General features: G+C 45.7%; 18 protein-coding genes. 1 reads left to right on the top strand and 17 read right to left on the bottom strand.

Annotation, left to right across the window (positions count from 1 at the left end; all coding sequences use genetic code 11):
• Positions 1-114 precede the first annotated feature (114 nt).
• The 7 genes from KGMB01110_RS12470 to KGMB01110_RS12440 all read right to left on the bottom strand — a co-directional run bounded on the left by KGMB01110_RS12470 (position 115) and on the right by KGMB01110_RS12440 (position 8096).
• Positions 115-723, bottom strand: coding sequence for a C39 family peptidase (locus KGMB01110_RS12470; protein ID WP_117603777.1), 609 nt, complete (start codon positions 721-723; stop codon positions 115-117).
• Positions 724-2250 (bottom strand): Na+/H+ antiporter NhaC family protein, encoded by a 1527-nt coding sequence (locus tag KGMB01110_RS12465; protein WP_119298614.1) that lies wholly within the window; start codon positions 2248-2250, stop codon positions 724-726. It abuts the gene before it with no gap.
• 20 nt (positions 2251-2270) lie between these two features.
• Positions 2271-3182: a nucleotidyltransferase family protein gene (locus KGMB01110_RS12460; protein WP_117603779.1), complete on the bottom strand. Its 912-nt coding sequence runs from the start codon at positions 3180-3182 to the stop codon at positions 2271-2273.
• A 285-nt stretch (positions 3183-3467) separates the two neighbouring features.
• Positions 3468-4778, bottom strand: coding sequence for an AmmeMemoRadiSam system protein B (gene amrB, locus KGMB01110_RS12455; RefSeq protein ID WP_117888133.1), 1311 nt, complete (start codon positions 4776-4778; stop codon positions 3468-3470).
• A gap of 83 nt (positions 4779-4861) precedes the next feature.
• Entirely contained in the window at positions 4862-5566 is a 705-nt protein-coding gene (gene tsaA, locus KGMB01110_RS12450; protein WP_117603781.1) for a tRNA (N6-threonylcarbamoyladenosine(37)-N6)-methyltransferase TrmO, read from the bottom strand.
• A 153-nt stretch (positions 5567-5719) separates the two neighbouring features.
• Positions 5720-7795, bottom strand: a complete 2076-nt coding sequence (locus KGMB01110_RS12445) for a heavy metal translocating P-type ATPase (protein ID WP_119298612.1) — start codon at positions 7793-7795, stop codon at positions 5720-5722.
• On the bottom strand, positions 7785-8096 hold the full coding sequence (locus KGMB01110_RS12440; RefSeq protein WP_117603783.1) for a DUF6110 family protein: 312 nt from the start codon (positions 8094-8096) through the stop codon (positions 7785-7787). The genes KGMB01110_RS12445 and KGMB01110_RS12440 overlap by 11 nt, the downstream gene beginning before the upstream one ends.
• A gap of 289 nt (positions 8097-8385) precedes the next feature.
• Here KGMB01110_RS12440 and KGMB01110_RS12435 point away from each other — a divergent pair, with 289 nt between their 5' ends.
• Positions 8386-8757 carry a metal-dependent transcriptional regulator gene (locus KGMB01110_RS12435; protein ID WP_117888131.1) on the top strand — a complete coding sequence of 124 codons (372 nt, stop codon included), beginning with the start codon at positions 8386-8388 and terminating at the stop codon, positions 8755-8757.
• 184 nt (positions 8758-8941) lie between these two features.
• Here KGMB01110_RS12435 and KGMB01110_RS12430 read toward each other — a convergent pair whose 3' ends face one another.
• From KGMB01110_RS12430 to KGMB01110_RS12380, 10 genes are all read right to left on the bottom strand, one after another.
• The gene (locus KGMB01110_RS12430) at positions 8942-11314 is read right to left on the bottom strand and encodes an ABC transporter permease (RefSeq protein WP_117603785.1); all 2373 of its coding nucleotides are present in this window, start codon (positions 11312-11314) and stop codon (positions 8942-8944) included.
• A gap of 9 nt (positions 11315-11323) precedes the next feature.
• Positions 11324-12022, bottom strand: a complete 699-nt coding sequence (locus KGMB01110_RS12425) for an ABC transporter ATP-binding protein (RefSeq protein WP_119298610.1) — start codon at positions 12020-12022, stop codon at positions 11324-11326.
• Positions 12023-12295: 273 nt separating this feature from the next.
• On the bottom strand, positions 12296-12688 hold the full coding sequence (locus KGMB01110_RS12420; protein WP_119298608.1) for a metal-sensing transcriptional repressor: 393 nt from the start codon (positions 12686-12688) through the stop codon (positions 12296-12298).
• 187 nt (positions 12689-12875) lie between these two features.
• Positions 12876-14171 carry a putative ABC transporter permease gene (locus KGMB01110_RS12415; RefSeq protein ID WP_117603788.1) on the bottom strand — a complete coding sequence of 432 codons (1296 nt, stop codon included), beginning with the start codon at positions 14169-14171 and terminating at the stop codon, positions 12876-12878.
• The gene (locus KGMB01110_RS12410) at positions 14172-14672 is read right to left on the bottom strand and encodes a cupin domain-containing protein (RefSeq protein WP_198411025.1); all 501 of its coding nucleotides are present in this window, start codon (positions 14670-14672) and stop codon (positions 14172-14174) included.
• 151 nt (positions 14673-14823) lie between these two features.
• The gene (locus KGMB01110_RS12405; RefSeq protein ID WP_119298606.1) at positions 14824-15897 is read right to left on the bottom strand and encodes a Gfo/Idh/MocA family protein; all 1074 of its coding nucleotides are present in this window, start codon (positions 15895-15897) and stop codon (positions 14824-14826) included.
• Positions 15898-16192: 295 nt separating this feature from the next.
• Positions 16193-18799 (bottom strand): selenium-dependent xanthine dehydrogenase, encoded by a 2607-nt coding sequence (gene xdh, locus KGMB01110_RS12395; RefSeq protein ID WP_117604327.1) that lies wholly within the window; start codon positions 18797-18799, stop codon positions 16193-16195.
• A 21-nt stretch (positions 18800-18820) separates the two neighbouring features.
• Positions 18821-19285, bottom strand: coding sequence for a 4Fe-4S binding protein (locus tag KGMB01110_RS12390; protein ID WP_117604326.1), 465 nt, complete (start codon positions 19283-19285; stop codon positions 18821-18823).
• A 70-nt stretch (positions 19286-19355) separates the two neighbouring features.
• Complete coding sequence (gene ygfK, locus KGMB01110_RS12385; RefSeq protein WP_117604325.1) at positions 19356-22349, bottom strand: putative selenate reductase subunit YgfK; 2994 nt, start codon at positions 22347-22349, stop codon at positions 19356-19358.
• Between the two features lie 97 nt (positions 22350-22446).
• Complete coding sequence (locus tag KGMB01110_RS12380; RefSeq protein ID WP_119298603.1) at positions 22447-23886, bottom strand: uracil-xanthine permease family protein; 1440 nt, start codon at positions 23884-23886, stop codon at positions 22447-22449.
• Positions 23887-23923 lie beyond the last annotated feature (37 nt).

The raw sequence follows: 23923 nt of genomic DNA, 5'->3' as shown, positions 1-23923 counted from the left end.
AACAAACGCCAGTGCCGTTCGAAGGTTAGTTCCACTGGACGAGGACTAAGCGCGAGCGGTTTCCGATGCAACTTTTTCGGAATTTATTATTCTATGTATGATTTATAATTTTGTTTATCTTTTTTCCACCACTACAGCCTGCATATGCTGAGCTGCATAACGTTTTTCTACCACTGCTTTCGGATAACCGATCACTCCGTGATTTTCATATGGATCATTGAAATAATAATTCTCTTCGTCATATCCGACCAGGAGCATACAATGCTCATTGGAGATCCAGGTAAAGGTCTCTCCGGTCTTTTTCAGTTTCCATTCCGGTCCGACGATCGGTTCTCTCATATTAATACATGCCCAGTAGATCACCGGCATTCCCCGATCAATATAATCCCGGATCAGCTCTTTGGTATCTGTACCGGTCTTATTAAGAACCCGATACTCTTCTCCCAGAACATGTTCCAGACTTTCTTTGATCACCGGCGCGTAACATCCGAAAGACTCGTCATCGTACGGACTTCCCACAAAACATTCTCTCGGATCCGGTCCGAAAAGTTCTCCGTTTCGTGTCTCAAACGCTTCTTTTTTCAGATCATTTTCAATAAACTCATCCACGGTAATGGAGACACCCAGAAACTGAAGCAACATCACCGTAGATACACTTTCACACCCGGTGGGATACTTTACACTCTGGTCAATATAGGGAACTGAAATCAATGTTTTGCTCAATTATTCTGCCTCCGACGGATATTTCTTTTCTGAGATCCGTTTGATCACCATCAGCGTCACAACCAAAATTGCCAGACTGATTCCAAGTGTCAGCCACCAGATCTTTGTAATACCCGCGATCAGATAACCAATGATACAGATTATCGCTACCACTGCCGCATACTGCATCTGAGTGGATACGTGGTTCAGATGATTACTCTGTGCTCCGGCTGATGACATAACCGTCGTATCGGAAATCGGAGATACGTGGTCTCCGCAAACTGCTCCTGCCAATACAGCAGATACAGAAATGATCATCATTTCCAGACCTTCTCCATGGTTGAACATTGCAGTTACGATCGGAACCAGAATTGCAAAAGTTCCCCAGGAAGTACCGGTTGAAAATGCCAGGAAGATCGCGATCACAAACATGATCACCGGAAGAACTACGTTTGCAGATGCATTGGCATCTACCAGACCTCCTACGAAAGCTGCGATTCCAAGAGCATCACCGATTCCTTTCAATGTCCATGCAAAGATCAGGATTGAAATAGCCGGAATCATCAGGCGGAAACCTTCCACGAAGCATCCCATGAATTCTTTAAAGGTAATAACTTTTCTCGGCAAATATAAGAACAGCATAAAGATAACTGTCACAAAAGTAGAGAAGATCAGGCTGACCTCGGCATTACATCCGGCAAATGCATCGATCACATTGGTCGCTCCATCCAGATATCCGGTATAGATCATTGCACTGACAGAAGAAACTATCAGCACCAGCACAGGAAGTGCCAGATCTCTTACTTTTCCGTCTTTTCTCATATCGTCGTCTTCTGCATGCTCAAACTCTTCTCCACCACTGGTAAAGAGATCCCCCTTTGCCGCATTCATTTCATGAATTTTCATCTGTCCGAAATCAAAATTCATCACGATCACCAGGAATACCATTGCCAGTGTCAGAAGTGCATACAAGTTGTAAGGAATTGTCCGCATAAACAGCTGAAATCCTGTAATTCCGGCATCTTCCGGAACGTAGGAATTTACGGCTGCCGCCCAACTGGAGATCGGTGCAATAATACATACCGGTGCTGCGGTGGCATCGATCAGATAAGCCAGTTTTGCACGGGAAACTTTATACCGGTCTGTAACCGGACGCATAACGGATCCGACCGTCAGACAGTTAAAATAGTCATCCACAAAGATCAGGATTCCGAGTCCCATCGTAGCCAGTGAAGCCTGCTTTTTCGACTTGATCTTCTTTCCCGCCCAGTTACCGTAAGCGGCGGAACCTCCTGATTTTGCCATCAGAACAATGATCATTCCAAGCATGACATCGAAGATCAGGATGTTCAGATTCATGCTGGATTCCATGATCTCAAACAGAGAGGTGATCGCATTCCACGGATGAAATCCTGTATAAAGCAATGCACCTACACTGATTCCGATAAACAGTGAACTATATACTTCTTTTGTTATAAAGGCAAGTAAAATTGCCAAAAGCGGCGGCACCAAAGACCACCATGTCCCCACAAACATTGAACCGTCCATATTCTCTCACTCCCTATTCTTTACATATTTGGATACATTCCGGCATCCAGCAGTTCTTTGATGGATGCTACTACCGACTCTTTATCCTCTTTATAAGTTACACCGAACCATTTATCGTTGGATTTCAGGACTTTTACCTGAGCCTCTTCCTTTTCCAGAAGATCTCCGATAATGGTCGGAAGCAGATATTCTGCTTTCAGTTCTTCCTCCGGCAGAGCTGCCAGGAATTCTTTGAATCTTGTTTCCAGCACTTCAAAAATCTCAGGACGAAGTGCCCACATATTCATAGAAACCGGAGAAGTCATATCAAGTGCACGAACCTGTCCGTCTTCTTCCACTCCGGCACCTTCTGCTGTCTTCACGATATTATGTGTCTCTACAATATCAGAAAGCATTCCGTTTTCATCAACCTTGCAGACACCTCTTGTCACAGATCCGTTGTCGCTCAGGGTATTTCCAAGGACAAATCCTACCATTCCAAGCTGCATCTTGTCGGATGCTGCCTGCTCTTCCATCAGATACTGATAAGCTTCTTTATAAGCTTCTTTTCCATAGTAATCATCTGCGTTGATCACCAGGAACGGCTCTTTTACCAGATCCTTACAGCAAAGGATTGCCTGACCGGTTCCCCACGGTTTTGTCCGGTCTTTGAAGATTTCTTTATATTCCTCCGGAATATCTGACAGTTCCTGATATGCATAATCCACATCGATCACTTTCTCGATCCGGTTTCCGATAACTTCCTTGAAATCTTTTTCCAGATCTTTACGGATGACAAATACTACTTTGTCAAATCCGGCTTCTTTTGCATCATAAATGGAATAATCCATAATGATCTCACCATTCGGTCCCATGGCCTCCAACTGCTTGATTCCCCCACCAAATCTGCTGCCGATTCCGGCTGCCATGATTACCAATGTTGCCTTAGACATAATCTTCCTCCTACTTGTACATTTTCCATTTCGTATTTCTTCAACTTAACGTTTCTATTTTACCGCAATCTACGCGGTTACACAATGCAAATCATGCACTCTCATGTATTTCTCACGCATTTTTATTACTTCCTATTCATTTCTTACGGCTTTTTTCATAATTTCTTCCATTTTTTCTCTTTTTCAAAGCCTTCTTCTATCGTTTCATATATTTTTCTTAAAGACTATTTTTCACTTTTTCGAAGATTTCACGGAATTTATAAATCTCCGGATATTCTATCCGAATCAGCTTCCCCGGTGTTCTTCCAGCTCAAACCGTTTGATCTGCACCGGCTCCTTCTCGGAAATTCCCGCCTGAACCATGGCTTTTTCCACCTGGCCGCGCACATTTCCTCTTCCCGGCAATACGATTCCGCGATCCCACCCATTGGTGACGATCACTCCATAACGCTTTGCATCCAGTTCTCTGGCACTGGTAACAATTTCCGGCTCTGAAACCACTTCCACACTGTACTCCACGCTCTCCAGTTCTTCTTCCGTGATCGGCTGATGTCTCGGGTCAAACGCTCCGGCACTGATCGTATTTTTTACAATTTCCTGCGCCAGAGAATCCTGTGTTGCTTCCACCGTCCCCATAGAGCCTCTCAGAATTCCGTTTACATATAAAGAGACATAAACGCCGCCCTTTTTTCCTTCCATCTCCCGCGGAAGATGATACAGCGGAATCTCCTGCTCCTTCGTTCTGACATAAGTCTGCAACGCCTTCTTCGCAATCTTCACATAAGGATCATCCTTTTCCCGGATATAATAGGCACAGACTCCATGTCCGATTCCATAAGGGCTTTCATAAGAAACTGCTTCTGCCTGATAGTCTGTTTCCTGTAAAATCCCCGACAGAATCAGAAATGCCCGGTGTCCGCATTCCCCGGCAGCATTTCGAAGTGCAGGCGGAAGATCTTTCATATAGAAGAAATCCCCTTCTCCCATCACTTTCATCAATGCCTCATCATAGACTTTTCCTTCCGGCATATATCCGTAAGGACTGTCCGGCAGCAGTCGATGCGACAGATCTCCGCTTGCCAGTACAACAACTCTTCGATCCGTATTTTCCGTAGCCCTTGCAATCATTCTTCCAAAAAACTGATGATTGGCATCGGAAAGATCTGAAATTCCGATGCGAACCAGTTTAAATTTCGAATACACCTGTTGAATAAAATACAGTGGTACCATGGTTCCCACATCCAAAAATTCATCCGCCTGTCCTTTCGTACCTGCCGGAAAACCTTTTCCTTCTGCCAGGCGTTCGATCTCATTCACCAGTTCTGTATCATTTGACAGGTCAAACCGAATCTGTCCGGCTCCCTCTCCCTGAAAATCTCCATGGACACTCTGTTCCGGAAAAATGTGAAAATAATCCTGAAACAATGCCGCATGAGGTGAGATTACCAGAATCGTCTCCGGTTCAATCTCCCGGATCTCCTGTGCAATTCTGCGATAAGCCTCGATTGTTCTCGGATATTTCCATTCCTTTCCTCTTCCGATGTCCGGAATCAATTCCTTTGGATGCGGAACCATATAAGCTCCCACAATTCCCATATCTATCAACTCCTGTTATTTTTCTGCTATATTTCTGCTGTTTTATCCATTTTTATAATGTTCTTATACTCTGTGACATATTCCTAGAATCTTCTATCTTCCATCGAGATAACCCGGAGAATCCCATCCTTCACCTGAAATTTCACTTCCAGTTCTCCATATTTCATCCCATAGACTCGATCCGGATCATCCTGATATGCGGGACGAGGATCCTGCGCAAGAATTTCTTTCAAAGTTTCCAGTTTCTCTGTACTCTGTCCAAATTTCTCCTGAATCTCCTTTGAACATGCTTCTGAGATTTCTACGCGAAGTCTTCTGTTCTTCACTGCATCCTGTTCTGCAAATCCTCCGGTCGCTTCCGGATGGGTATCTGCATAAGGCAAATACGGTTTCAGATCCAGTATCGGAGTTCCGTTCATCAGATCCGCACCTTTCACAGTGATCACCGGTCCCACTTCCGAATCCACAGTTACCGAAAGAATCTCCACGCAGGAAAGCCCGATGGAATTCGGGCGAAACGGTGACCTTGTGGCAAACACACCCATTCTTTCATTTCCGCCCAGTCTTGGCGGACGAACCGTCGGATGCCAGGTGCATTTTTTATTTTCCGAAAATTCCCAGAGGATCCAAAGATGACTGTATCCTTCCAGTCCTCTCACCGCCTCCGGGAATCGATATTCCTCTTCAAATACAATCCTGGAAGTAACACCCACAAGCAGACTCTGCCGGGGAATCCCGAATTTACTTACAAAATCATTATGAATATATGCGATCGGTTTCACTTCCATTTTCTTCCCTCTATATCCTCTTCTGATAACCCCATCATCCGTATCTTCTTCCTTTTACAATATCAGAATCTCACCTTCAAAAATATAACAAAAAGACAGCCTCTTTGCAAGATTTTCTCTGCAAAGAAGCTGTCGGTTTTCTGATTTTTTTCCCTAATCCAAGAGGTTTTTCATACTGTCCAGACTGATTGCCAATGTGGATACATTGTGCAGTAATGCTGAGGTTGTCGGCGGGATCATCCCAAAAACACCTAACAGAATCAGTCCTGTATTGATTCCTACGATTTTCCGATAATTGCAATGGATCCTCTTGATCAGATGATTGCTCAAAAGCTTCAGGATCACAAGCTGGGTCAGATCTTCCGCACCGATCGTAATGTCTGCGATCTCACGAGCGATCTCTGCGCCGTCACTGATAGCGATCCCTACATTTGCTGCGGAAAGTGCCGGGGAATCATTGATTCCGTCTCCAACCATGATGACTTTCCGACCCGCAGCCTTCTCCGCCTCTACAAAAGCTGCCTTATCTTCCGGCAGAACTTCTGCAAAATAGGTATCGACTCCTACACGCTTTGCGATAGCTGCCGCCGTACGCTCACTGTCACCGGTCATCATCACGACATTTTTGATACCTGAGGCTTTCAGCGCATTTACCATATCTTTTGCTTCCGGTCTGAGCGGATCTTCCACACAGATCACGGCTGCCAGCCTGCCTTCAATCGCCAGATACAGATGAGAATACTCCTGGGGCAGAGCCTCAAATGCTTCTTTATATCCTTCCTCAACCTGGCATCCTTCATCATCAAAGACAAAATGCGAACTTCCGATAATGACTTTCTTTCCCTCCACAGAGGAAGAAATTCCATGTGCCACAATATATTCTACCTTGGAATGCATTTCCTCATGATCCAGTCCATGCTCTTTTGCAGCGCGAACCACGGCTTTCGCCATGGAATGTGGAAAATGTTCTTCCAGGCATGCTGCCAGTCTCAGAAGATTTTCCTTGCTCTCATCGATAAACGGTACGATTGCTTTTACGGTCGGTCTTGCTTCTGTCAGAGTACCGGTCTTATCGAATACAATGGTATCTGCCTCAGCAACTGCTTCCAGGTATTTTCCACCCTTTACGGTAATGTGATGGGTCTGCGCCTCACGGATTGCAGAAAGTACCGAAATCGGCATCGCCATCTTCAGTGCACAGGAAAAGTCTACCATCAGAACCGCTATGGCTTTTGTTGCATTTCTGGTAATCAGGTAAGTCAGAGCCGTACCTGCCAGTGTATAAGGAACCAATCGGTCTGCCAGACGTTCCGCCTTGCTTTCTACAGAAGATTTCAGCTTCTCGGACTCTTCGATCATGGTCACGATCTTCTCAAATCTTGTGGAACTTCCGGTCTCTTTGACACGGATCTCAAGCTCGCCTTCTTCCAGTACCGTTCCGGCATATACATAACCGCCATCTGCCTTGCGTACCGGCTGTGCCTCTCCTGTCATGGAGGCCTGGTTCACCATTCCTTCTCCCGTCTCTACAATTCCGTCAAACGGGATGACATTTCCCATATGTACCACAACCCGGTCACCCGGCTGGATCTGTGTTGCATCTACCAGCACTTCCTGATCCTCATTCTTCAGCCATACCTTTGTAATATTCAAAGACATGCTGCGGGCCAGATCTCCCACGGATTTCTTATGCGTCCATTCCTCCAGAATCTCACCGATTCCAAGCAGGAACATGACGGATCCCGCGGTATCATAGTTCTTTCGAAGTACAGAGACTCCGATTGCTGTTGCATCCAGTACTGAGACTTCCAACTTGCCTTTCGCAAGACTTCTGGCTCCTGCGTAAAGATATTTGATGGATTTCACACTGGTAATCACCGCACGAACCGGTGCCGGGATAAACAGCTTGCTTCCTGCACGCATCAGGACTTTCATCATCAGTTTTTCCTGATAAACCGCATTCAGCTCTCTTCCCGAGTTTACCAGAACCGCATCCGGCACCTCCACGCTGTCATAGGTAAAGACTTTCAGACTTTTTATCAGATCTGCACGATCCCCGGTATAGACGATCATGGCATCTGCTGTCCGTTCATATACCTTTGCTTCCTGAACACCCGGCAGGTCGTTCAGATAATAAAGCAACGTATCGGCCTGCTGATATGTCATCTTTTTCTGATCCATATGGATTCGGATTCTTCCGGTTATCTCATGTTTGATCTTAAATTTCACTTGTCTCCGCCTCTTCTGCTTCTTCTACTGTCTCTTCTGCTGTTTCTGCCTCTTCTACAGTTGCTGCTTCCTGCGCATCTCTGTCTTCATTGATCTGCTTTGCTTCTGCCAGAATGTCCTCTGCATTTTCCTGTACGGTAGATGCAGTCTTCATCACACACTCTTTTGCTCTTAAAACGGCTGCTGTACAGTTGGTATACAGTTTCTTTGCATCTTTACTGGAAAGTGCTTTGATTCCTGCTGTTCCGAATAATACTCCACCTGCGAAAAGTCCTGCTTTTTTAACATCAAATTTACTCATAGTATGTTCCTCCTTTTATGTTTGGGTTTTATCATTTTCATGTCCGCATCTCTTTTGGACAGCACCATAATAACAACATCCCCTGTAGCTAGTCAAATCTAACACGCTTATTGAGAAATTTTTCTCATTTTTCTTACCTATTTTCCTTGCTTTCTCATATGCATTCCTATATAATATATGCTCATGATTTTGAGAATCAATCACATTTTCTCAGGAAGACGCTTTCTGTTTGCACTTACTAACCGTCTATGATACAATTGTGTAAAAATATACCAAAGTAGGTGAACGTATGCACAAAAACGAATCCGCAGAGAATTATCTGGAAGCGATCCTGATGCTGAGCAAAGAACAACTGGAGGTTCGCTCCATTGATGTCGTAAATGAACTTGGCTTCAAAAAATCCAGCGTAAGCGTAGCCATGAAAAAACTTCGGGAAAGTGGAGAGATCGAGATGGGACCGGATGGTCACATTACCCTGACCGACAGCGGTCTGGCAATCGCAGAAAAGATTCTGGAACGTCACGAACTGATTTCCTCCTGGCTCGAAAGACTGGGGGTTGATCCGGAAACTGCTGTAGAAGATGCCTGTGGCATCGAACATGTAATCAGTGCCGAAAGTTTCGAAGCCGTCAAGAAATATATCCTGGCTCACCAGGATTGAATTTCAAACCGGACAATTTAAAATCACCGGAATATGCATGGAAGCATATCCGGTGATTTTTTGTTGCTACAACATCTTAAGCCTGCTTCTTATATATCCCGCAAAAGGATTGCATAAGGGAACATCCGAAGCCCCGGTACTTCCCGAGAGCGGGCGTAAGTACCGCTCGAAGGATTCTTTTATTCTACTCCGCGTTCTTCAACGCTTCTTCCATCGGGATCTTCTGAATCTTTCGATAATTAAAGAAACTGATCACTGCGAAGGACACCACTCCGATCACAAAAATCTCCGGATACATGGTCGGTCTGATGTAAAAGGTAATCCACCCCTTCATTTCCGTCATCATATACAGGAAGATCACATACATGGACGATTTCGCAATCGGCAGGCTGATCAACTGGGACAATACCGTCATGATCGCGGTCGCCGCAATGTAAAGCTTTCCGATCTCCTTATTGCTGTATCCCAGAATCTTTACCATAGAGATGGCTCCTGCATTTTTCTCCAGAACGATCTTGGACAGCAGATAAATGATCAGCATATACATCAGAACGGAAAATGCGGAGAACATCGGCATGATCGCTCCTACAGAATCATCCAACTGATCCGCAAGAACCGTCAGGTCATGTTCCGTGATCTTGGATGCGATCCAGTCGTCTTTTACGTCAGAAAGTTCCTGATTGCAGAAATATCCGTTGTAGCTATCCTCATCTTCTTCAAACACATCATTAAACTGTGTGCGATATATGAAAACTGACATAGCTGCCGGATAGTTGTAACTTCCGGTAATATGGAATTTGTAATTCTTCTTCTCATATTTACTGTATAGAACATAGTCATCGCCAACTTTCAGTCCCATTTTATTTAACAGTCCTTCTGAGAAAATGGCGTCTCCACCATCAATTTCTTTCTGATCCTTTTTCACCTGAATCTCTCCCTCATACTTTGGAAGATCCAGATCTTTTAAATATTGCGAATCCGATGAAATTCCATATACCGTCACTTCTTCCTGGCTGTCAGCATCTTTTCCTGTTTCCAGAGAAGTTACACTGTATTTTTCCGCGCCTTCTGTCTTCGTATCCACTTCTCCCTTTAAAATGTACTGATATTTTGCAATTTCGCTGGCTTTTACCTCTTCTTTATAATGAGACAGAAGCGGTCCCATTGCCATTCCGAAAGAGAGCAGAATATTTGCGAACATAATTCCCAGAAGCAGCATAAAATAAATCGGGATATTCTGGAAAATAATCCGAAGCCGGAACCTGGTCAGGAACGGGAAATTCGGAAGGCGAACCAGTCTCTTTTTCTGTTTCTTTTTCAGATCTCTTCTTAAGAATTTCAGCGGAGACAATGCCAGTTTTCTGCGCAGGATCAGCAGATTTACCACAGCCATAATCAGGCATGGTACCACTGTGGTTTTCACAAATGCTTCTGCGTTCCACACGGTATGATAGGTTGGCAGAGAATAACTTCCGTAATACATTGCTGCCATCGAATATTTCAGCACGGTGTATCCCAGAATATTTCCGATCAGTGCCGCCACAAGGGTCACGATCACCGGCAATGTCATATAATGCCGGATCAGTTCACCTTTGGTATAACCGGAAGCTCTTAAGGTACCGATCACGGTCGATTCTTTTTCGATGGTACTGCTGGTCGTTACTGCAAAGATAAATGCAAGCACTGCCATAATAATGTAGAGCAGGGCAGTCATCATGGCTGCATCCCCACCCATATCATCTCCGGTAAAGTTGATAGCCTGATTGTCCTCTCTTGCCACGAAATCTGTCAGCGTTGCTTTCTCCATCAACAGATCCTTGACATCCTCTGATTTGTCTTTGCGTTCCTGTTCTGTCAGCGACTTATCCAGATACTTCCAGGCATAACAATCTTTCAGGTGCGTCTGATCCAGCGACTCAAAAGCATCTGCCATCACTTCTGCCACCGTAAATTTCTGGGCATCAAACATCATATCTGTATTATTTTTAAACAACGCACTGTAATCGGAAAGCGCGATCATTCCTGTGATCTTGAACTCCCGATTCTGGATCGTCAATATGTCTCCGATTTCCAGTCCATTGTTTTCCGCATACAGACGGTCGATCACAATCTCATCATTTTTTTCCGGCATTTTTCCTTTCATCAGATCTGAAAGGTTGACCTGGGTACGAACCGGGAACAGTCGAATGGTATGGGTCTCTTTTCCCACCTTCATCTCTTCGTCCATATACTTGTTTTCATAGACTGCCACATCCATATCTTTCAGATCTTTGATCCATCCGTTTTTCGTCCACTCTTCCGCCGGAGAATCATTGATCAGAGAATTCATCAGCATTTGCAGCATGGAATTGCCGCCTTCTGTGGTGACCGTAAAATGTCCGTCTTCTATATTATATTTTTCAAAACTCTGATCATAAGCGATCCGCATACTTCCGTCTGCCACCAGAAATCCGGAGATAAAGGCGATCGTCAACGTAATAAACAGAAAGATCACCAGATATTTTCCAAACTCCTGACGCAGATCTCTCAGATATCGTTTTCTTAATGGATTCTTCATGATACGCACCTACCAATCCAGATCCTTCGCCGAGATCTTGTTTTCTGTCAGATAGTTTTTCCGGATCTGTCCGTCTCTTAAGGTAATCACCTGATCTGCCATGTATTTGATGGCATCATTGTGGGTGACGATCAGAATCGTATTGCCGTATTTCTTGTTGACATCCTCGATCAACTGCAAAATCTCTTTAGAAGTATGATAATCCAACGCACCCGTCGGCTCGTCACAGAGAAGCACGTCCGGATTTTTCACAATCGCTCTTCCGATGGCTGTTCTCTGCTGCTGTCCTCCCGACAACTGATTGGGCACTTTATTCCGATGTTCCCACAGTCCAAGCGTATGAAGCAGTTCATCCACATCCAACGCTTTTTTGCTCAGATATGCACCTACTTCGATATTTTCTTTCACCGTCAGATTCGGAATCAGATTATAAAACTGGAACACATATCCCAGATGATTTCTCCGGTACAGTGAGAGCTGCTTTTCCTTCATATCTTCAATCTTTTCCCCGTTGATCGCAATATACCCCTGTTCGGCGGTTTCAATTCCTCCGATAATATTCAGCAAAGTAGATTTTCCGGAACCGGAAGGGCCAAGAAGCACACAGATCCGTCCTTCTTCCACATTGGCTGTGATTCCTTTGAGCACTTCGATCCGGTTTTCCCCTTCTCCATAAAACTTATGAATATCCTGAATCTCTAACTGCATAAATACCTCCTCATTCCCTTTTCCCAACCACTTGTGCAACGTCTGCGTTCCACTTCGGACCGTGCCAAACAGGTTCCAATGGTGCTTGGCACCTCCAGGTTCCTGGGCGGGCACAAACTTTGGCTCAACGCTTCCCTAAACAAGAAATCGCCCTCACCACATGGCAAGGGCAATCGCAGTATGTATTGTATGTGGTTAGCTTCTGCTAACTTTAAGTATATTCTTTCCGGTTTCTCCCGTCAATTCAGTTATTGATAATAATTCTCAACAGTTCTATTTCATCAATTTTTGCAGGGTTTTTACCAGTTCATCCACCGTCTCATCTTTTCCTTCACGGATATCTTCCGCCACACAGGTTCGGATATGATTTGCCAGAAGAACCTTATTGAAGCTGTTTAACGCTGCATTTGCCGCAGATACCTGAACCAGAATATCCGGGCAGTAAGCATCCTCTTCTACCATACGTTTGATTCCCCGGATCTGTCCTTCGATCCGATTCAGTCGATGGATCAGATCTTTATATTCTTTTTCAGAACGCTCCTTTTTCTTATGGCAGCAACATTCACATTTTGATGTATTCGCAGTTTTTGCCTCATCTGTTTTCACATCTTCTGATTTCGTTTCCTTTATTTTCACAGCTTCTTCTGATTTCACATTTTCTTTCATAATTTTTCCATCTTTCCCACTTCTTTTTTAATTATTTTCTTACTCTCTGTCCTTTTTATTCTTCCGACAATTTCTGTTTTTCGCGCTTTCCTTTCATTTCCCCACATTTTCCAATCTGACTTTATTCTGCAAAAATTTCTATCATTGCCTTCTTTCGAACAAGCCAAATCCATCTTTCACCGGATTGTCATTTCACCTGAATCGCATTCGGATAAATTTGTTCCAGCTTCTCATCATCATAATGGGTATCCAGATATTCTTCCAGAACATTTCCTGTGGAAGCACCTTCTGCTCTCTGCGCACTTCGGATCAACGCCATCGCCGAAAACAGCATATTACATACCATGAACACCAACATCACCCAGGTCAGGATGTGTCCAGCTTTTTTCGGTACTTTTTCGATCAGTCCCGAGAAAAACGGATATAACATTTTCATCCAGACTACTGCCGCAATTCCCCAGAAGAAACAATACAGCAGATTGATCCTGCCTCCCAGATTGAAGGGAATTTTACTGTAATCCCAGAAGACTTTTCCAAATACCAGTTCCGAAAGTACGCTGCATATGTATTCATAAGCCCCTCCCAGAAATGTTCCGACCAGGAACAGGGAACGATCTGATCCATCTCTGTATTTATACAGAAGAACGGTTGCCGCTGCGATCGCAAAGCCCCAGACTACGCTGAAATCGCCCCAGACCAGACTGCTCCGACTCATCCAGACTCCTGCCGTCGCCCGGCAGAACAGCGTTTCTGTAATATCTCCCAGAAAAGAGCCGATCACAAACAGCCAGACGATCTTATCAAAACTACAGCCGTATGCAAACACCCCATGATCCTCTTTGACCCGTTTTGGTACGTGTTTTGCTTCATAGGCTTTTCGGATTCTTCGATCCACATGCTCATAAATCCAGCGGACAAACCGGTTGCTTACATCTGTAAACGCCTGATCCACATTCTGCCATTTTGCAATTCTTCGACTTCTGCCACCCAGGATGATCAAAGTCGCAATGACATCCAGTGCCAGCATACCAACCAGGATCCAGATCAGCAGTTTTCCCGGAAACGTTGGGAGCATCTCGAACAGTTTGAGCAGCAACGGATTGCCCCATTTCATAAAAAGAAGGGTACACAATCCTAAAAATGCAGAAATCGGCAGGCAGATATATCCGTCAATATTCCATCGATAATCACTGTAATCCCACCACTTCTCATGGTAGAATTTTTCTACAAAATGTCCCGCAAACCACTGCATCAGCGTAAAGACGATCGCACCTGCCAGAAACAGCCAGACTCCATGCAGTTCCCGGAAAAAGAAAATGATCCAGGTTGCGGCAATCGCATACCCGACACTGAACGGCCCATTAATCAGCCCTTTATTTGCAAATTTTCGTTTTTTAATGGCTGCTACCGCTACTTCCAATCCCCAGCCCAGGAATCCGTACCAGAAAAAGAGCCAGATCAGTTCATAATATATTTTATCCATTTAGAAGTCCCTCACTTCGCCGGTCAGCTTTTCAATATATGCTGCCGCCTCCGGATACTTTTCCAACAGTTCTTCCTTATTTCCATGCTCATATTCTTCTTCCGAATATGCCGGACACATGGTTGTACCGAGCAGTGCCCATTTTCCTCCTTCTTTTAAGCGGGAGCCCTGCCAGACTCCTCCTTCCACCAGATGCTGAGGGATCTGTCCTTCCATCAGATCTGTTCCAAGAACCGTGATCTGCATACTGCCATCCTGTTTCAGTTCACAGAGTTCCACCGGATCTCCCATATAAAAATGGTAAACCTCTTCTCCTGTCAAGCGATGTAAATGAGAAAAAGAATCCTCTGTAAGCAGATAGTAAATGGCACTTCCGTCTGAAATCCCATGATCCTTTTTCTTGCTTCTCCAGGTTTCTTTTACCATGCCACCTTCCGCTCCCAAAGGCACCATATCCAATCTCCGAATGATATCCTGCGCTGTCATCTTCTGTACTGCCATATTCTCTCCTTCTGTTCTGTTTCCTGTTCCGTCTTTTTCCTTTTCTCGCTCTTTTCGGAACCTTTCTTATCTGTTGCTGCACTCCCCTTCATTCATCTGACCAAGCTGTAATTTCCGTATCCGACTCAATTTCTTTACAGCATAACTTTAGTCAGATATTCTCCCAGGCTCCGTCTGCTTTGGCACTCTTCCAGACACTCTGGCAGATTTGTGCGATTCTTGCCCCTCTTTCAAAATCCGGATAAACATCCGATGTTTTTTCCGACTCTACCGCCTGATAAAAGGACTCAAACATGGTTGTGAACGTTTCAGAAAATCCGTTTCCAAACGCAAAGACTTCTTTTCGGACGCTTTCTCCATGTTTCGCCACAAAAAGCTGATTATTTTCTTCTTCATTCCACCAGAGGTTTCCGTCCGTTCCTGTAATTTCCAGTGAAAGGTGGTTGCCTCTTCCCGGAGATACTTCCGATAATATCACACTTCCTATGGCCTGGTTTTTAAATTTCATCTGAATCACGGCCGCATCTTCTGATTCCACCATGATCTTCTGAACGGTTGCTTCTTTCCCTTCTGTATCCGGGTACATGATTCCGTCTTTCACGATTCGATTTGGTGTATAATTCGCAAACATTGCAGACACCTGTTCGATCTCCTGTCCCGACAGATACTCTGCGATATCAAACCAGTGGGTACCGATTTCCGAAACCGCACGCATCTCTCCGCCAGTTTCCGGATGATATCTCCAGTCGTAAGGTGTGGGAAGCGCACCGAATTCCTGCAGGTACATTCCGTGGATCAGGATCGGTCGTCCGATCTCCCCTTTCCCGATCAGTTCTTTTGCACGCTGACACGCCATATGGTACCGGACATTTAACACCATACCGCAGACTTTTCCGCTTTCTTTTGCCAGTTCAGCCAGTCCTTTCGCTTCCTCTGCCGATAAACTCAAAGGTTTTTCACACAAAACATGCTTTCCTGCTTCCAATGCCTGTCTGACCAGTCTTCCGTGGGTAGCCGGAGGGGTACAGATATGGATCACATCCACGTCTGACTCCATTAGTTTCTCTGCCGTAACCGTCCACTGTGGAATCTTCCACTTTTCTGCAAATGCTTTTGCCTTTTCTTCTCTCTGACTCATCACTGTATCTACCGTAATTCCACAGGATCGAAGTGCTTTCATATGTACTTCTGCCGCAAATCCTGTTCCGATAATTCCTGCTTTCATCTTCTGCCTCCTCCCATTTTCAGGATACTGCTTAAGTTCCTCTCAACTCTCTGTTCTACAGTCTGTTTCCATTATAACAATCCCGCACCAGAAATACAAACCAAGAATCGACCGGACACTTTTATATATGATTCCTCTTGTCCGCAACGTAAGAACATCAACATGAGATCGTGGTAAACCAGCCAATTTTATTGTCATATACCTCAAAGTAAAAAAGAAGAATCCTGCAAGAGCCGACACTCTTGCAGGATTCTTCCCTTTTTTTGCTTCTGTTTCCTGTATTCCGTATTCTACGTTATCCATTCCAGGTTTCCTTTTTACCCTTTTTCCTTGAATAAAAGGTATCTTTCATCGGAAGATCCGATCTTAAAATATGATCCATCGCATAATAAGCACCCTGAACCGCCGGTGCTGTCGGGATCGTCGCAATCTCGCCGATTCCTTTTGCCCCGTATGCAAATGGTAGCAGTTCTTCCTTCTCCACATAAATTGCGTGAATATCCGGAATCTGTGTGGAACGCATCAGACCCAGAGTTCCGTATTTTGCCTGTGGTACACTGTCTTTCAGCGGATAATCCTCAGTCAGCGCATATCCAAGTCCCATCAGCACACCCCCTTCGATCTGTCCCTGAATGGAGATCGGATTGACAACCTTTCCGGAATCATGGGCTGCATAAACCTCTTTGACTTTTCCTTCATCATCAATGACAACCACGTGGGTTGCAAATCCATATGCCACATGGCTCTTTGGATAAGGGACATCTGCCCCCAGTTTATCTGTGGGATCAAAGAACTCTTCATAGAATTCCTGTCCTTCCAGCGCCTCCAGGCTTCCCCCTGCCTGATCCAGCGCTTCTTTCAGATCTGCCGCTGCCATTCGAACCGCTTCACCGGTAATCAACGTCTGTCTGGATCCGGAAGTGGTTCCGGAATCCGGCGATATTTCCGTGTTGCTTCCCATACCGACGATCTGCCCCTTTCCAAGTTCGGTCGTTTCCGCGATCATCTGCTGGAAAACCGTGGCACATCCCTGACCGATATCAGAAGCCGCACAATATAGTTCCACTTTTCCGTTTCGGACTTTTAATTTTGCCCGTCCTTTGTCCGGGATTCCGACCCCGACTCCTGCATTTTTCATGGCGCAGGCGATTCCTGCTCGTCCCGGATTGGCTTCATAGGCATCTTTCACCGCCAGCAACGTTTCCTTTAATGCCGTAGAGCAGTCTGCAATCTGTCCATTCGGCAATACTTTGCCCGGTTCGATCGCATTTCGATACCGGATCTCCCAGGGAGAAATCCCCACCATCTCTGCTAGAAGATTGATATTAGACTCTAACGCGAACTCACTTTGGCATACTCCGAATCCACGGAACGCTCCCGCCGGCGGATTGTTGGTATAATATCCAAATCCCCGGATATCCGTATTCTGATAACAGTATGGCCCCACCGAATGGGTACAGGCTCTCTCCAACACCGGACCACAAAGGGAAGCATAAGCTCCCGTATCAAAATAGATCTCGCAGTCTAATCCGGTAAAGATTCCATTCTCGTCACACCCCAATGTAAAGGTTCCTTCCATGGCATGACGTTTCGGGTGGAACGCCAAAGATTCTGCTCTGGAAAAGACTACCTTTACCGGTCGTTTTACTTTATAGGCTGCCAGTGCCGCAATATGCTGCACCGACACATCTTCTTTTCCTCCGAATCCGCCTCCGATCAGCTTATTTTCTACAACCACCCGTTCCGGCTCCCAGCCAAACATGATGGCGGTCTCTTTCCGGGTATCATACACGCCCTGATCGGTGGAAAAGATCTTAACTCCGTCTTTGTACGGCATGGCTACCGCACATTCCGGTTCCAGGAAGGCATGCTCCGTAAACGGAGTCGTATACGTCCTGGTCACAGTATATTTGGAATTTGCCAGTGCAGTTTTGGCATCTCCTCGCGTCACATGGCGGCTCTGACACAGATTGCCTGACGAGTGAACTTTCGGAGCATCCTCTTTCATGGCTTCCCTGATGGAAGTCACCGGTTGTAATTCTTCATAATCAATCTGCACCAGTTTCTTTGCTTTTTCCAGAATATCCCTGGTTTCCGCTACCACCAGACAGATTGCATCCCCTACACACCGTGTGATGTCTCCTTTTGCGATCATCACATCCCAGTCCTGCTGTAAATGTCCGACTTTGTTATTCGGCACATCCTCTGCTGTCAGGATTGTCAGAACTCCCGGAAGTGCCAGTGCTTTTTCTGTATGGATATCCAGAATCTTTGCTCTCGGATATCTGGAACGCACAGCGGAAGCATATACCATTCCTTCTAGCTCCATGTCATCCGGATATTCCCCATATCCTAATACCTTTGCTCTGACATCCGTACGGAAGGCCCGTTTGCCAACTCCGTAGATTTCTCCTTTTTCCAGATCCTCGTCGATACGGACATCTCCTCTTAAAATAGCTGCAGTCAACTGGATCCCCTCAATGATCTTCTTATAACCGGTACAACGACAGATATTTCCTTTTAAAGCAAGCTTGATCTCTTCTTCTGTGGGATCCGGCACCCGGTCGATCAGTGCCTTGCCTGCCATCACCATACCCGGAATACAAAATCCGCACTGCACAGAACCCTTTGCCCCAAATGCATAAACAAATGCCTCTTTTTCCGCATTGCTTAATCCTTCTGTCGTGAGAATTTTTCTGCCCACTGCCTTTTTTGTCGTGAGAACACAGGATTTCACGGCCTTTCCGTCTACCACAATGGTACAGGTTCCACAGGCGCCCTCGCTACAGCCGTCTTTCACGGAGTGCAGATGAAGGTCGTCCCGAAGATAGCGAAGCAACGGTTTGTTTGCTTCGGTGCTTCGCTCTATTCCATTTACCGTAAAACGATAGATTTCACCCATACTCTTACCTTCTCCTTTCTCCTAAATCGCCGCAAAGATGCCATCCCTGTCATGGATTACACCCTTCGGGCATTTCACTGCACACATTCCACAGGCAATGCATCGGTCTTCATCGATCACCGCATGATTCTCTTCGATCCGAATCGCTCCTGCCGGACAATTCCTCACACAGATTCCACAGGCAATACATCCTTTGTCACAGTCCTTTCTCGTCTGCGCTCCCAGAGCCTGATTCATACATCCCGGATAAATGGTAAATTCCTCGGTCGTTACACGAATCAGGTTCTGCGGACAGGCTTTTGCGCACAGACCACAGCCCACGCATTTTTCCGGATCGATCTTCGCTGTCTGATATTCATTTATTGAAACCGCTTTCAGGCGACAGGCGCTTACACATGCCCCACATCCGATGCAGCCCCACTGACAACTACCTGCCTCTTTCGAACACTGTACCACTGCCACTCTTTTCTTTCTTCTCTGTGCCATATTTCACCTCTTCTGAAGCTGCCGTTTCTGCGACAGCTTCTTCGAACTCCTAACCATTCAGGAATACTTTCTATCTCAACAGATATGCATACTCTGCGCAGACTGTTTCCATCAGTTTCTGAAGGGACTCCGGAATTCTGGTTTCTTCTCCCTTCGTCCAGGTTGTCACTTCACCTAAAAGGCGTACTTTACAGGTTACACTTTCTTTATCTAAGACGGTAAATCCCTGATTCTTGCTGTTTTCCATATCTGCTTCGTCCGCAAACAGTGTAAATTTGTCCAAATACGGTGCACTGCTATATGGACAGAAACTCTTACAGTTGCCACACTCATTACACATATAATCTACGTGGATCACCTGATGCTTTGCAAGTCCCGGTACACGAATGGAGATATTGGCACGGTTCGGACATACTTCTACGCAATTCTCACAGATTGCTGCGCAGTTCAGACATCTCTTGCTTTCATCCGCATCTGTCCTAATATCACTTAAGTTCCCTTTCCGCTCATAGATGACCGCTTCCTCTGTCTTTGCATCATAATCTCTGACCAGTTTTTCTCCGATGATTGCTTCTGCCGCTTTCAGTCCGTCACGAATTCCTTCCACTACAGTCGCCGGTCCGCCCAGTCCGTCTCCGACTACATATACACCAGCTACGCTGCTTTCACAGGTGTCTTCATTGGCAAACGCACGTCCTCTTTCATTGACGTTCAGTCCATTTGCCCGATAGAACTCCTCCGGAACCTTTTCGCCGACTGCTGCGATCACGGTATCTGCCGGGATCTCCCGGATTTCCTCTGTCTCATTGACTCCTCTTCTTCCGGAAGCATCCGGTTCTCCCAATTCCATGACCTTGCAGATCAGTTTGCCGTTTTCTGCTTTGACCGGTGCCAGCAGTTCCATGAACTCTACACCGTCTTCCACTGCCATCACCAGTTCTTCTTCATCAGCCGGCATGTAGCGTTTGGTTCTTCTGTAAACCAGAGAAACCTTTTCCACTCCTTTGGTGCGTTTTGCCGCACGAGCCGTATCCATCGCAGTGTTACCGCCACCGATGACTGCCACGACTTTTCCAAGATCCAGATTTCCGTCTTTTGCCTTGAATTCTTCCAGGAATTTCAGTGCATTGACCGCTTCTCCTGCTTCCAGTCTGACATTTCCGGGTTTATAGGCTCCCACTGCCAGAACTACATTGGTATACCCTTCTCCTTTCAGTGCCTCCACCGATGTGATTTCTGTATTGGTTCGAATCTCTACCCCTATTTTTTCAAGCAGTGCTGCATCTTTATCAATCGAAGTTCCCGGAATTCTGAATTCCGGAATCACATGACGTACCACACCACCTAATGCAGACTTCTTCTCAAACAAAGTTACAGCCATTCCGGCTCTTCTTAAGAAGTAAGCGGCTGCCATTCCGGCAGGACCACCACCAACAACCGCTGCCTTTCCTTCTTTTGTAACAGCCGGCGCTGATAATTTTGCAATCAGTGCATCATATCCATTATCTGCTGCCACCTTCTTCATCTCACGGATGTGTACCGGATCTTCATAGAAATTACGGGTACATTTTCCCATGCATGCATGTGCGCAGATAGTGCCTGTAATAAACGGAAGCGGATTTTTTTCGGTAATCACATCCATGGCTTCCTCATATTTTCCTTCTCCCACCAACTGCAGGTATGTGGTGATATCCTGATGGATCGGACAACCTTCCTTACACGGTGCGATAAAGCAGTCAATCAGAGGTACTTCTCTGTTAATCTTTCTGGATGGAAGCGGTTTCACAGACTTTACATGATATCGATTGGTTTTGGCGTCTTCCACCAGTTTCGCAGTCTTCTCAGCATCCACACCCCGGAAGACCACATTTTCCTCGTCAAGCAGCGGTGCAATCTGAGAAATTCTGTCATATCCGCCCGGTTTTAGGAGCGTCGTTGCCATCGTAACCGGCCAGATTCCTGCGTCCACGATTCCTTTGATATTGTGATAATCTGCTCCACCGGAATAGGAAATGCGAAGGGCTCCGTCGAAATCTTTCGCCAGCATAGAAGCCACAGAAATAGACAACGGATACAGAGATTTTCCAGACATATACATTTCTTCACTCGGAAGTTCTCCCTGCTTTACATCTACCGGGAAAGTATTGGTGATCTTTACCCCAAACTCCAGATTCCGCTCCTGACAGACTGCCATCAGACGTTTCAGCATCGGAACGGCATCACTGTACTGCAGATCGTCTTTGAAATGGAAATCTCCGAACGCAACATAATCATATCCCATGTCATCCATGGTCTTTCTTGCATACTCATATCCCAACAGGGTCGGATTACATTTGATAAAGGTATGGAATCCTTTCTCTGTAATCAGATACATGGCGATCCGCTCGATCTCCTGCGGAGGACATCCGTGAAGTGTGGAAATGGTCACAGAATTACAGATATCTCCGGAGATTGCCTCGATATCTTCTCTTGTAACCTTTTCAAACAGATCCACATGCTCTAACAGGTATGCTTTGCAGGATTTGAAAATCTTTGAATCTTGTGCGTGTTTCATCGTATTTAAGAAGTTGTCGATCTTTTCCGACTGAATACCGGCCAGATCGTATCCCACACTGATATTGAACTGGAATCCATCTGCTGCTCCCAGACCAAATTCTTTGGAAATCACTTTCAGCAGGAACCATGCTTTGATGTATTCTTCCATCGCCTGCGGCACAAACAGTTCCGTAGACCACTCACAGTTATAACATTCATCATCCGCCTTGATACAGGGACGGTTGATACAGGCTGCCAGTTCATCTCCGTCCATCACCTGAACCGTTTTCAGTTCGAAGAATCTGCTGCCGGTATAATATGCTGCAACGATATTCTGTGTCAACTGAGTGTTCGGTCCCGCTGCCGGTCCGATTGGGGTCTCTAAGTTTCTTCCGAAAATGATACGGTTGTATTTTGCATCTGCATAATAAGGATGACGCTCTCCGAACACCGTCCCGTATTTCTTCTTTTCGGTAAGGATCCAGTCTACTAACTGTTCAAAAGCCATAGGCCTCATAACTTCACTCATTTTATTACCTCACTCTTTCTTTTCTCTGTCTTTATGTTTTCGCTTTATTTCTTCTGTTCTTATTTTCCGGTCTCTTTCTTTTTTCGTCACGCTACCTCTAGTTTGTTTCCGGTTTGTCTTTCGGTAATACCAAGTTTAACAGAACCGCAAAGATGGTTGCAAGCACCACCGGAGAAGATGCGAACGTATTATTGACGATTTCCTGAAGCTCCTCCAACACAATTTCAAGATGCAATGCCTGGTGGATCGATGCTGTCATCTGATTTAAGCACCCCGGACTTAAAGACACTCCCATTCCGATTGCAATGGACAGTCCTACTACCGTTGTATTTCTCGGGGATAACCCCTCACTGACCAACAGTTTGATTCCGGTCATAGCAATCGATGCAAAGACGGATGCCACTGCTCCTCCCAACACACACTGGGGAATCGTCCGAAGCAATGCGGAAAATTTCGGAATCAGTCCTGCTACAGTCAGGATCACCGCAGACATGGTAAACACTTTTCTTGATACAACCTTCGTGGATCCTACGATTCCCACATTCTGGCTGTAAGTTGCCGTCGGCGGGCAACCAAAACATGCACTTACAATGTTTCCGATTCCATACCCAATAATCCCACCGTTCAGCTCTCTATCCGTCGGCAGTCTGTCCATCCCTCCACTGGTGGTTGCAGAGAAATCTCCCACCGCCTGAATAGAGTTGACCAGGAACAGGATTCCAAGCGGAATCATCGCAGAAATATCAAACCGGATTCCAAATGCGAACGGCTTTGGTATCTGGAACCATCCCGCAGTAGAAAGCGCAGAAAAATCTACCATTCCGAAGAACAACGCCAGAACGTAGCCACAGACCAGTCCGATCAGGATCGACGCCAGTTTCAGGATTCCCTTCCCATAATGATTCAGGGCTACTACGATCCCAAGCGTTACAAGTGCAACCAGCCAGTTCTGCCAGGAACCATAAACCAATGCCTCTGTCTGCCCTCTCTGTTCCACCACCACTGCATAGGTATTGGCAGAATTTCCGGCCATATAATTAATGGCAGTTTTATATAAGGAAAGGCCAATGGCAAAAATTACAGTTCCGATCACCAATGGTGGAAAAACTTTTCGAATCTGTGTGATCGACAAGCCCACGATAATGGCAATGATCCCACCTATGATCATGGCTCCGAAAATCGTATCCACGTCTTTCGCCTGGGTCGCAATGGCCGTCATCGTCGGCACATAGGCAAAGCTGACTCCGATGATCACCGGAAGGCCTGATCCCAGTCGAAATTTGTTGCCATACAACTGAAGAAAGGTGGATAAGCCTGCGAATACCAATGACATCTGGATCAATAATCCCATATCCACCGTACCGCCCCCTGCTGCATTGTTGGCTGCATTTGCCACAAGAATCGCCGGTGTCACACATCCGACAGCCGCTGCCAGTACATGCTGGAGAGCCAGCGGTAATGCCTGTCCGAAGGTAGGTTTCCCATCCCATTTAAAAAGTTCCTCGTTCCCTGGTTTTGATGATCCTGCTTTTTTCATCTGTTCTTTTCCCTTTCTACGGTTTTCTTTCTGTAAA

Source organism: Mediterraneibacter butyricigenes, from assembly GCF_003574295.1.
Lineage (GTDB): Bacteria > Bacillota > Clostridia > Lachnospirales > Lachnospiraceae > Mediterraneibacter_A > Mediterraneibacter_A butyricigenes.
This window is presented reverse-complemented; position numbering and strand designations above follow the sequence as displayed.

Excerpts from the sequence above, each read along its gene's own strand:
- KGMB01110_RS12465 (WP_119298614.1), bottom strand. The coding sequence starts at position 2,250 with ATGGACGGTTCAATGTTTGTGGGGACATGGTGGTCTTTGGTGCCGCCG.
- KGMB01110_RS12460 (WP_117603779.1), bottom strand. The coding sequence starts at position 3,182 with ATGTCTAAGGCAACATTGGTAATCATGGCAGCCGGAATCGGCAGCAGA.
- amrB (WP_117888133.1), bottom strand. The coding sequence starts at position 4,778 with ATGGGAATTGTGGGAGCTTATATGGTTCCGCATCCAAAGGAATTGATT.
- tsaA (WP_117603781.1), bottom strand. The coding sequence starts at position 5,566 with ATGGAAGTGAAACCGATCGCATATATTCATAATGATTTTGTAAGTAAA.
- KGMB01110_RS12440 (WP_117603783.1), bottom strand. The coding sequence starts at position 8,096 with ATGAGTAAATTTGATGTTAAAAAAGCAGGACTTTTCGCAGGTGGAGTA.
- KGMB01110_RS12435 (WP_117888131.1), top strand. The coding sequence starts at position 8,386 with ATGCACAAAAACGAATCCGCAGAGAATTATCTGGAAGCGATCCTGATG.
- KGMB01110_RS12430 (WP_117603785.1), bottom strand. The coding sequence starts at position 11,314 with ATGAAGAATCCATTAAGAAAACGATATCTGAGAGATCTGCGTCAGGAG.
- KGMB01110_RS12425 (WP_119298610.1), bottom strand. The coding sequence starts at position 12,022 with ATGCAGTTAGAGATTCAGGATATTCATAAGTTTTATGGAGAAGGGGAA.
- KGMB01110_RS12420 (WP_119298608.1), bottom strand. The coding sequence starts at position 12,688 with ATGAAAGAAAATGTGAAATCAGAAGAAGCTGTGAAAATAAAGGAAACG.
- KGMB01110_RS12415 (WP_117603788.1), bottom strand. The coding sequence starts at position 14,171 with ATGGATAAAATATATTATGAACTGATCTGGCTCTTTTTCTGGTACGGA.
- KGMB01110_RS12410 (WP_198411025.1), bottom strand. The coding sequence starts at position 14,672 with ATGGCAGTACAGAAGATGACAGCGCAGGATATCATTCGGAGATTGGAT.
- KGMB01110_RS12405 (WP_119298606.1), bottom strand. The coding sequence starts at position 15,897 with ATGAAAGCAGGAATTATCGGAACAGGATTTGCGGCAGAAGTACATATG.
- xdh (WP_117604327.1), bottom strand. The coding sequence starts at position 18,799 with ATGGGTGAAATCTATCGTTTTACGGTAAATGGAATAGAGCGAAGCACC.
- KGMB01110_RS12390 (WP_117604326.1), bottom strand. The coding sequence starts at position 19,285 with ATGGCACAGAGAAGAAAGAAAAGAGTGGCAGTGGTACAGTGTTCGAAA.
- ygfK (WP_117604325.1), bottom strand. The coding sequence starts at position 22,349 with ATGAGTGAAGTTATGAGGCCTATGGCTTTTGAACAGTTAGTAGACTGG.
- KGMB01110_RS12380 (WP_119298603.1), bottom strand. The coding sequence starts at position 23,886 with ATGAAAAAAGCAGGATCATCAAAACCAGGGAACGAGGAACTTTTTAAA.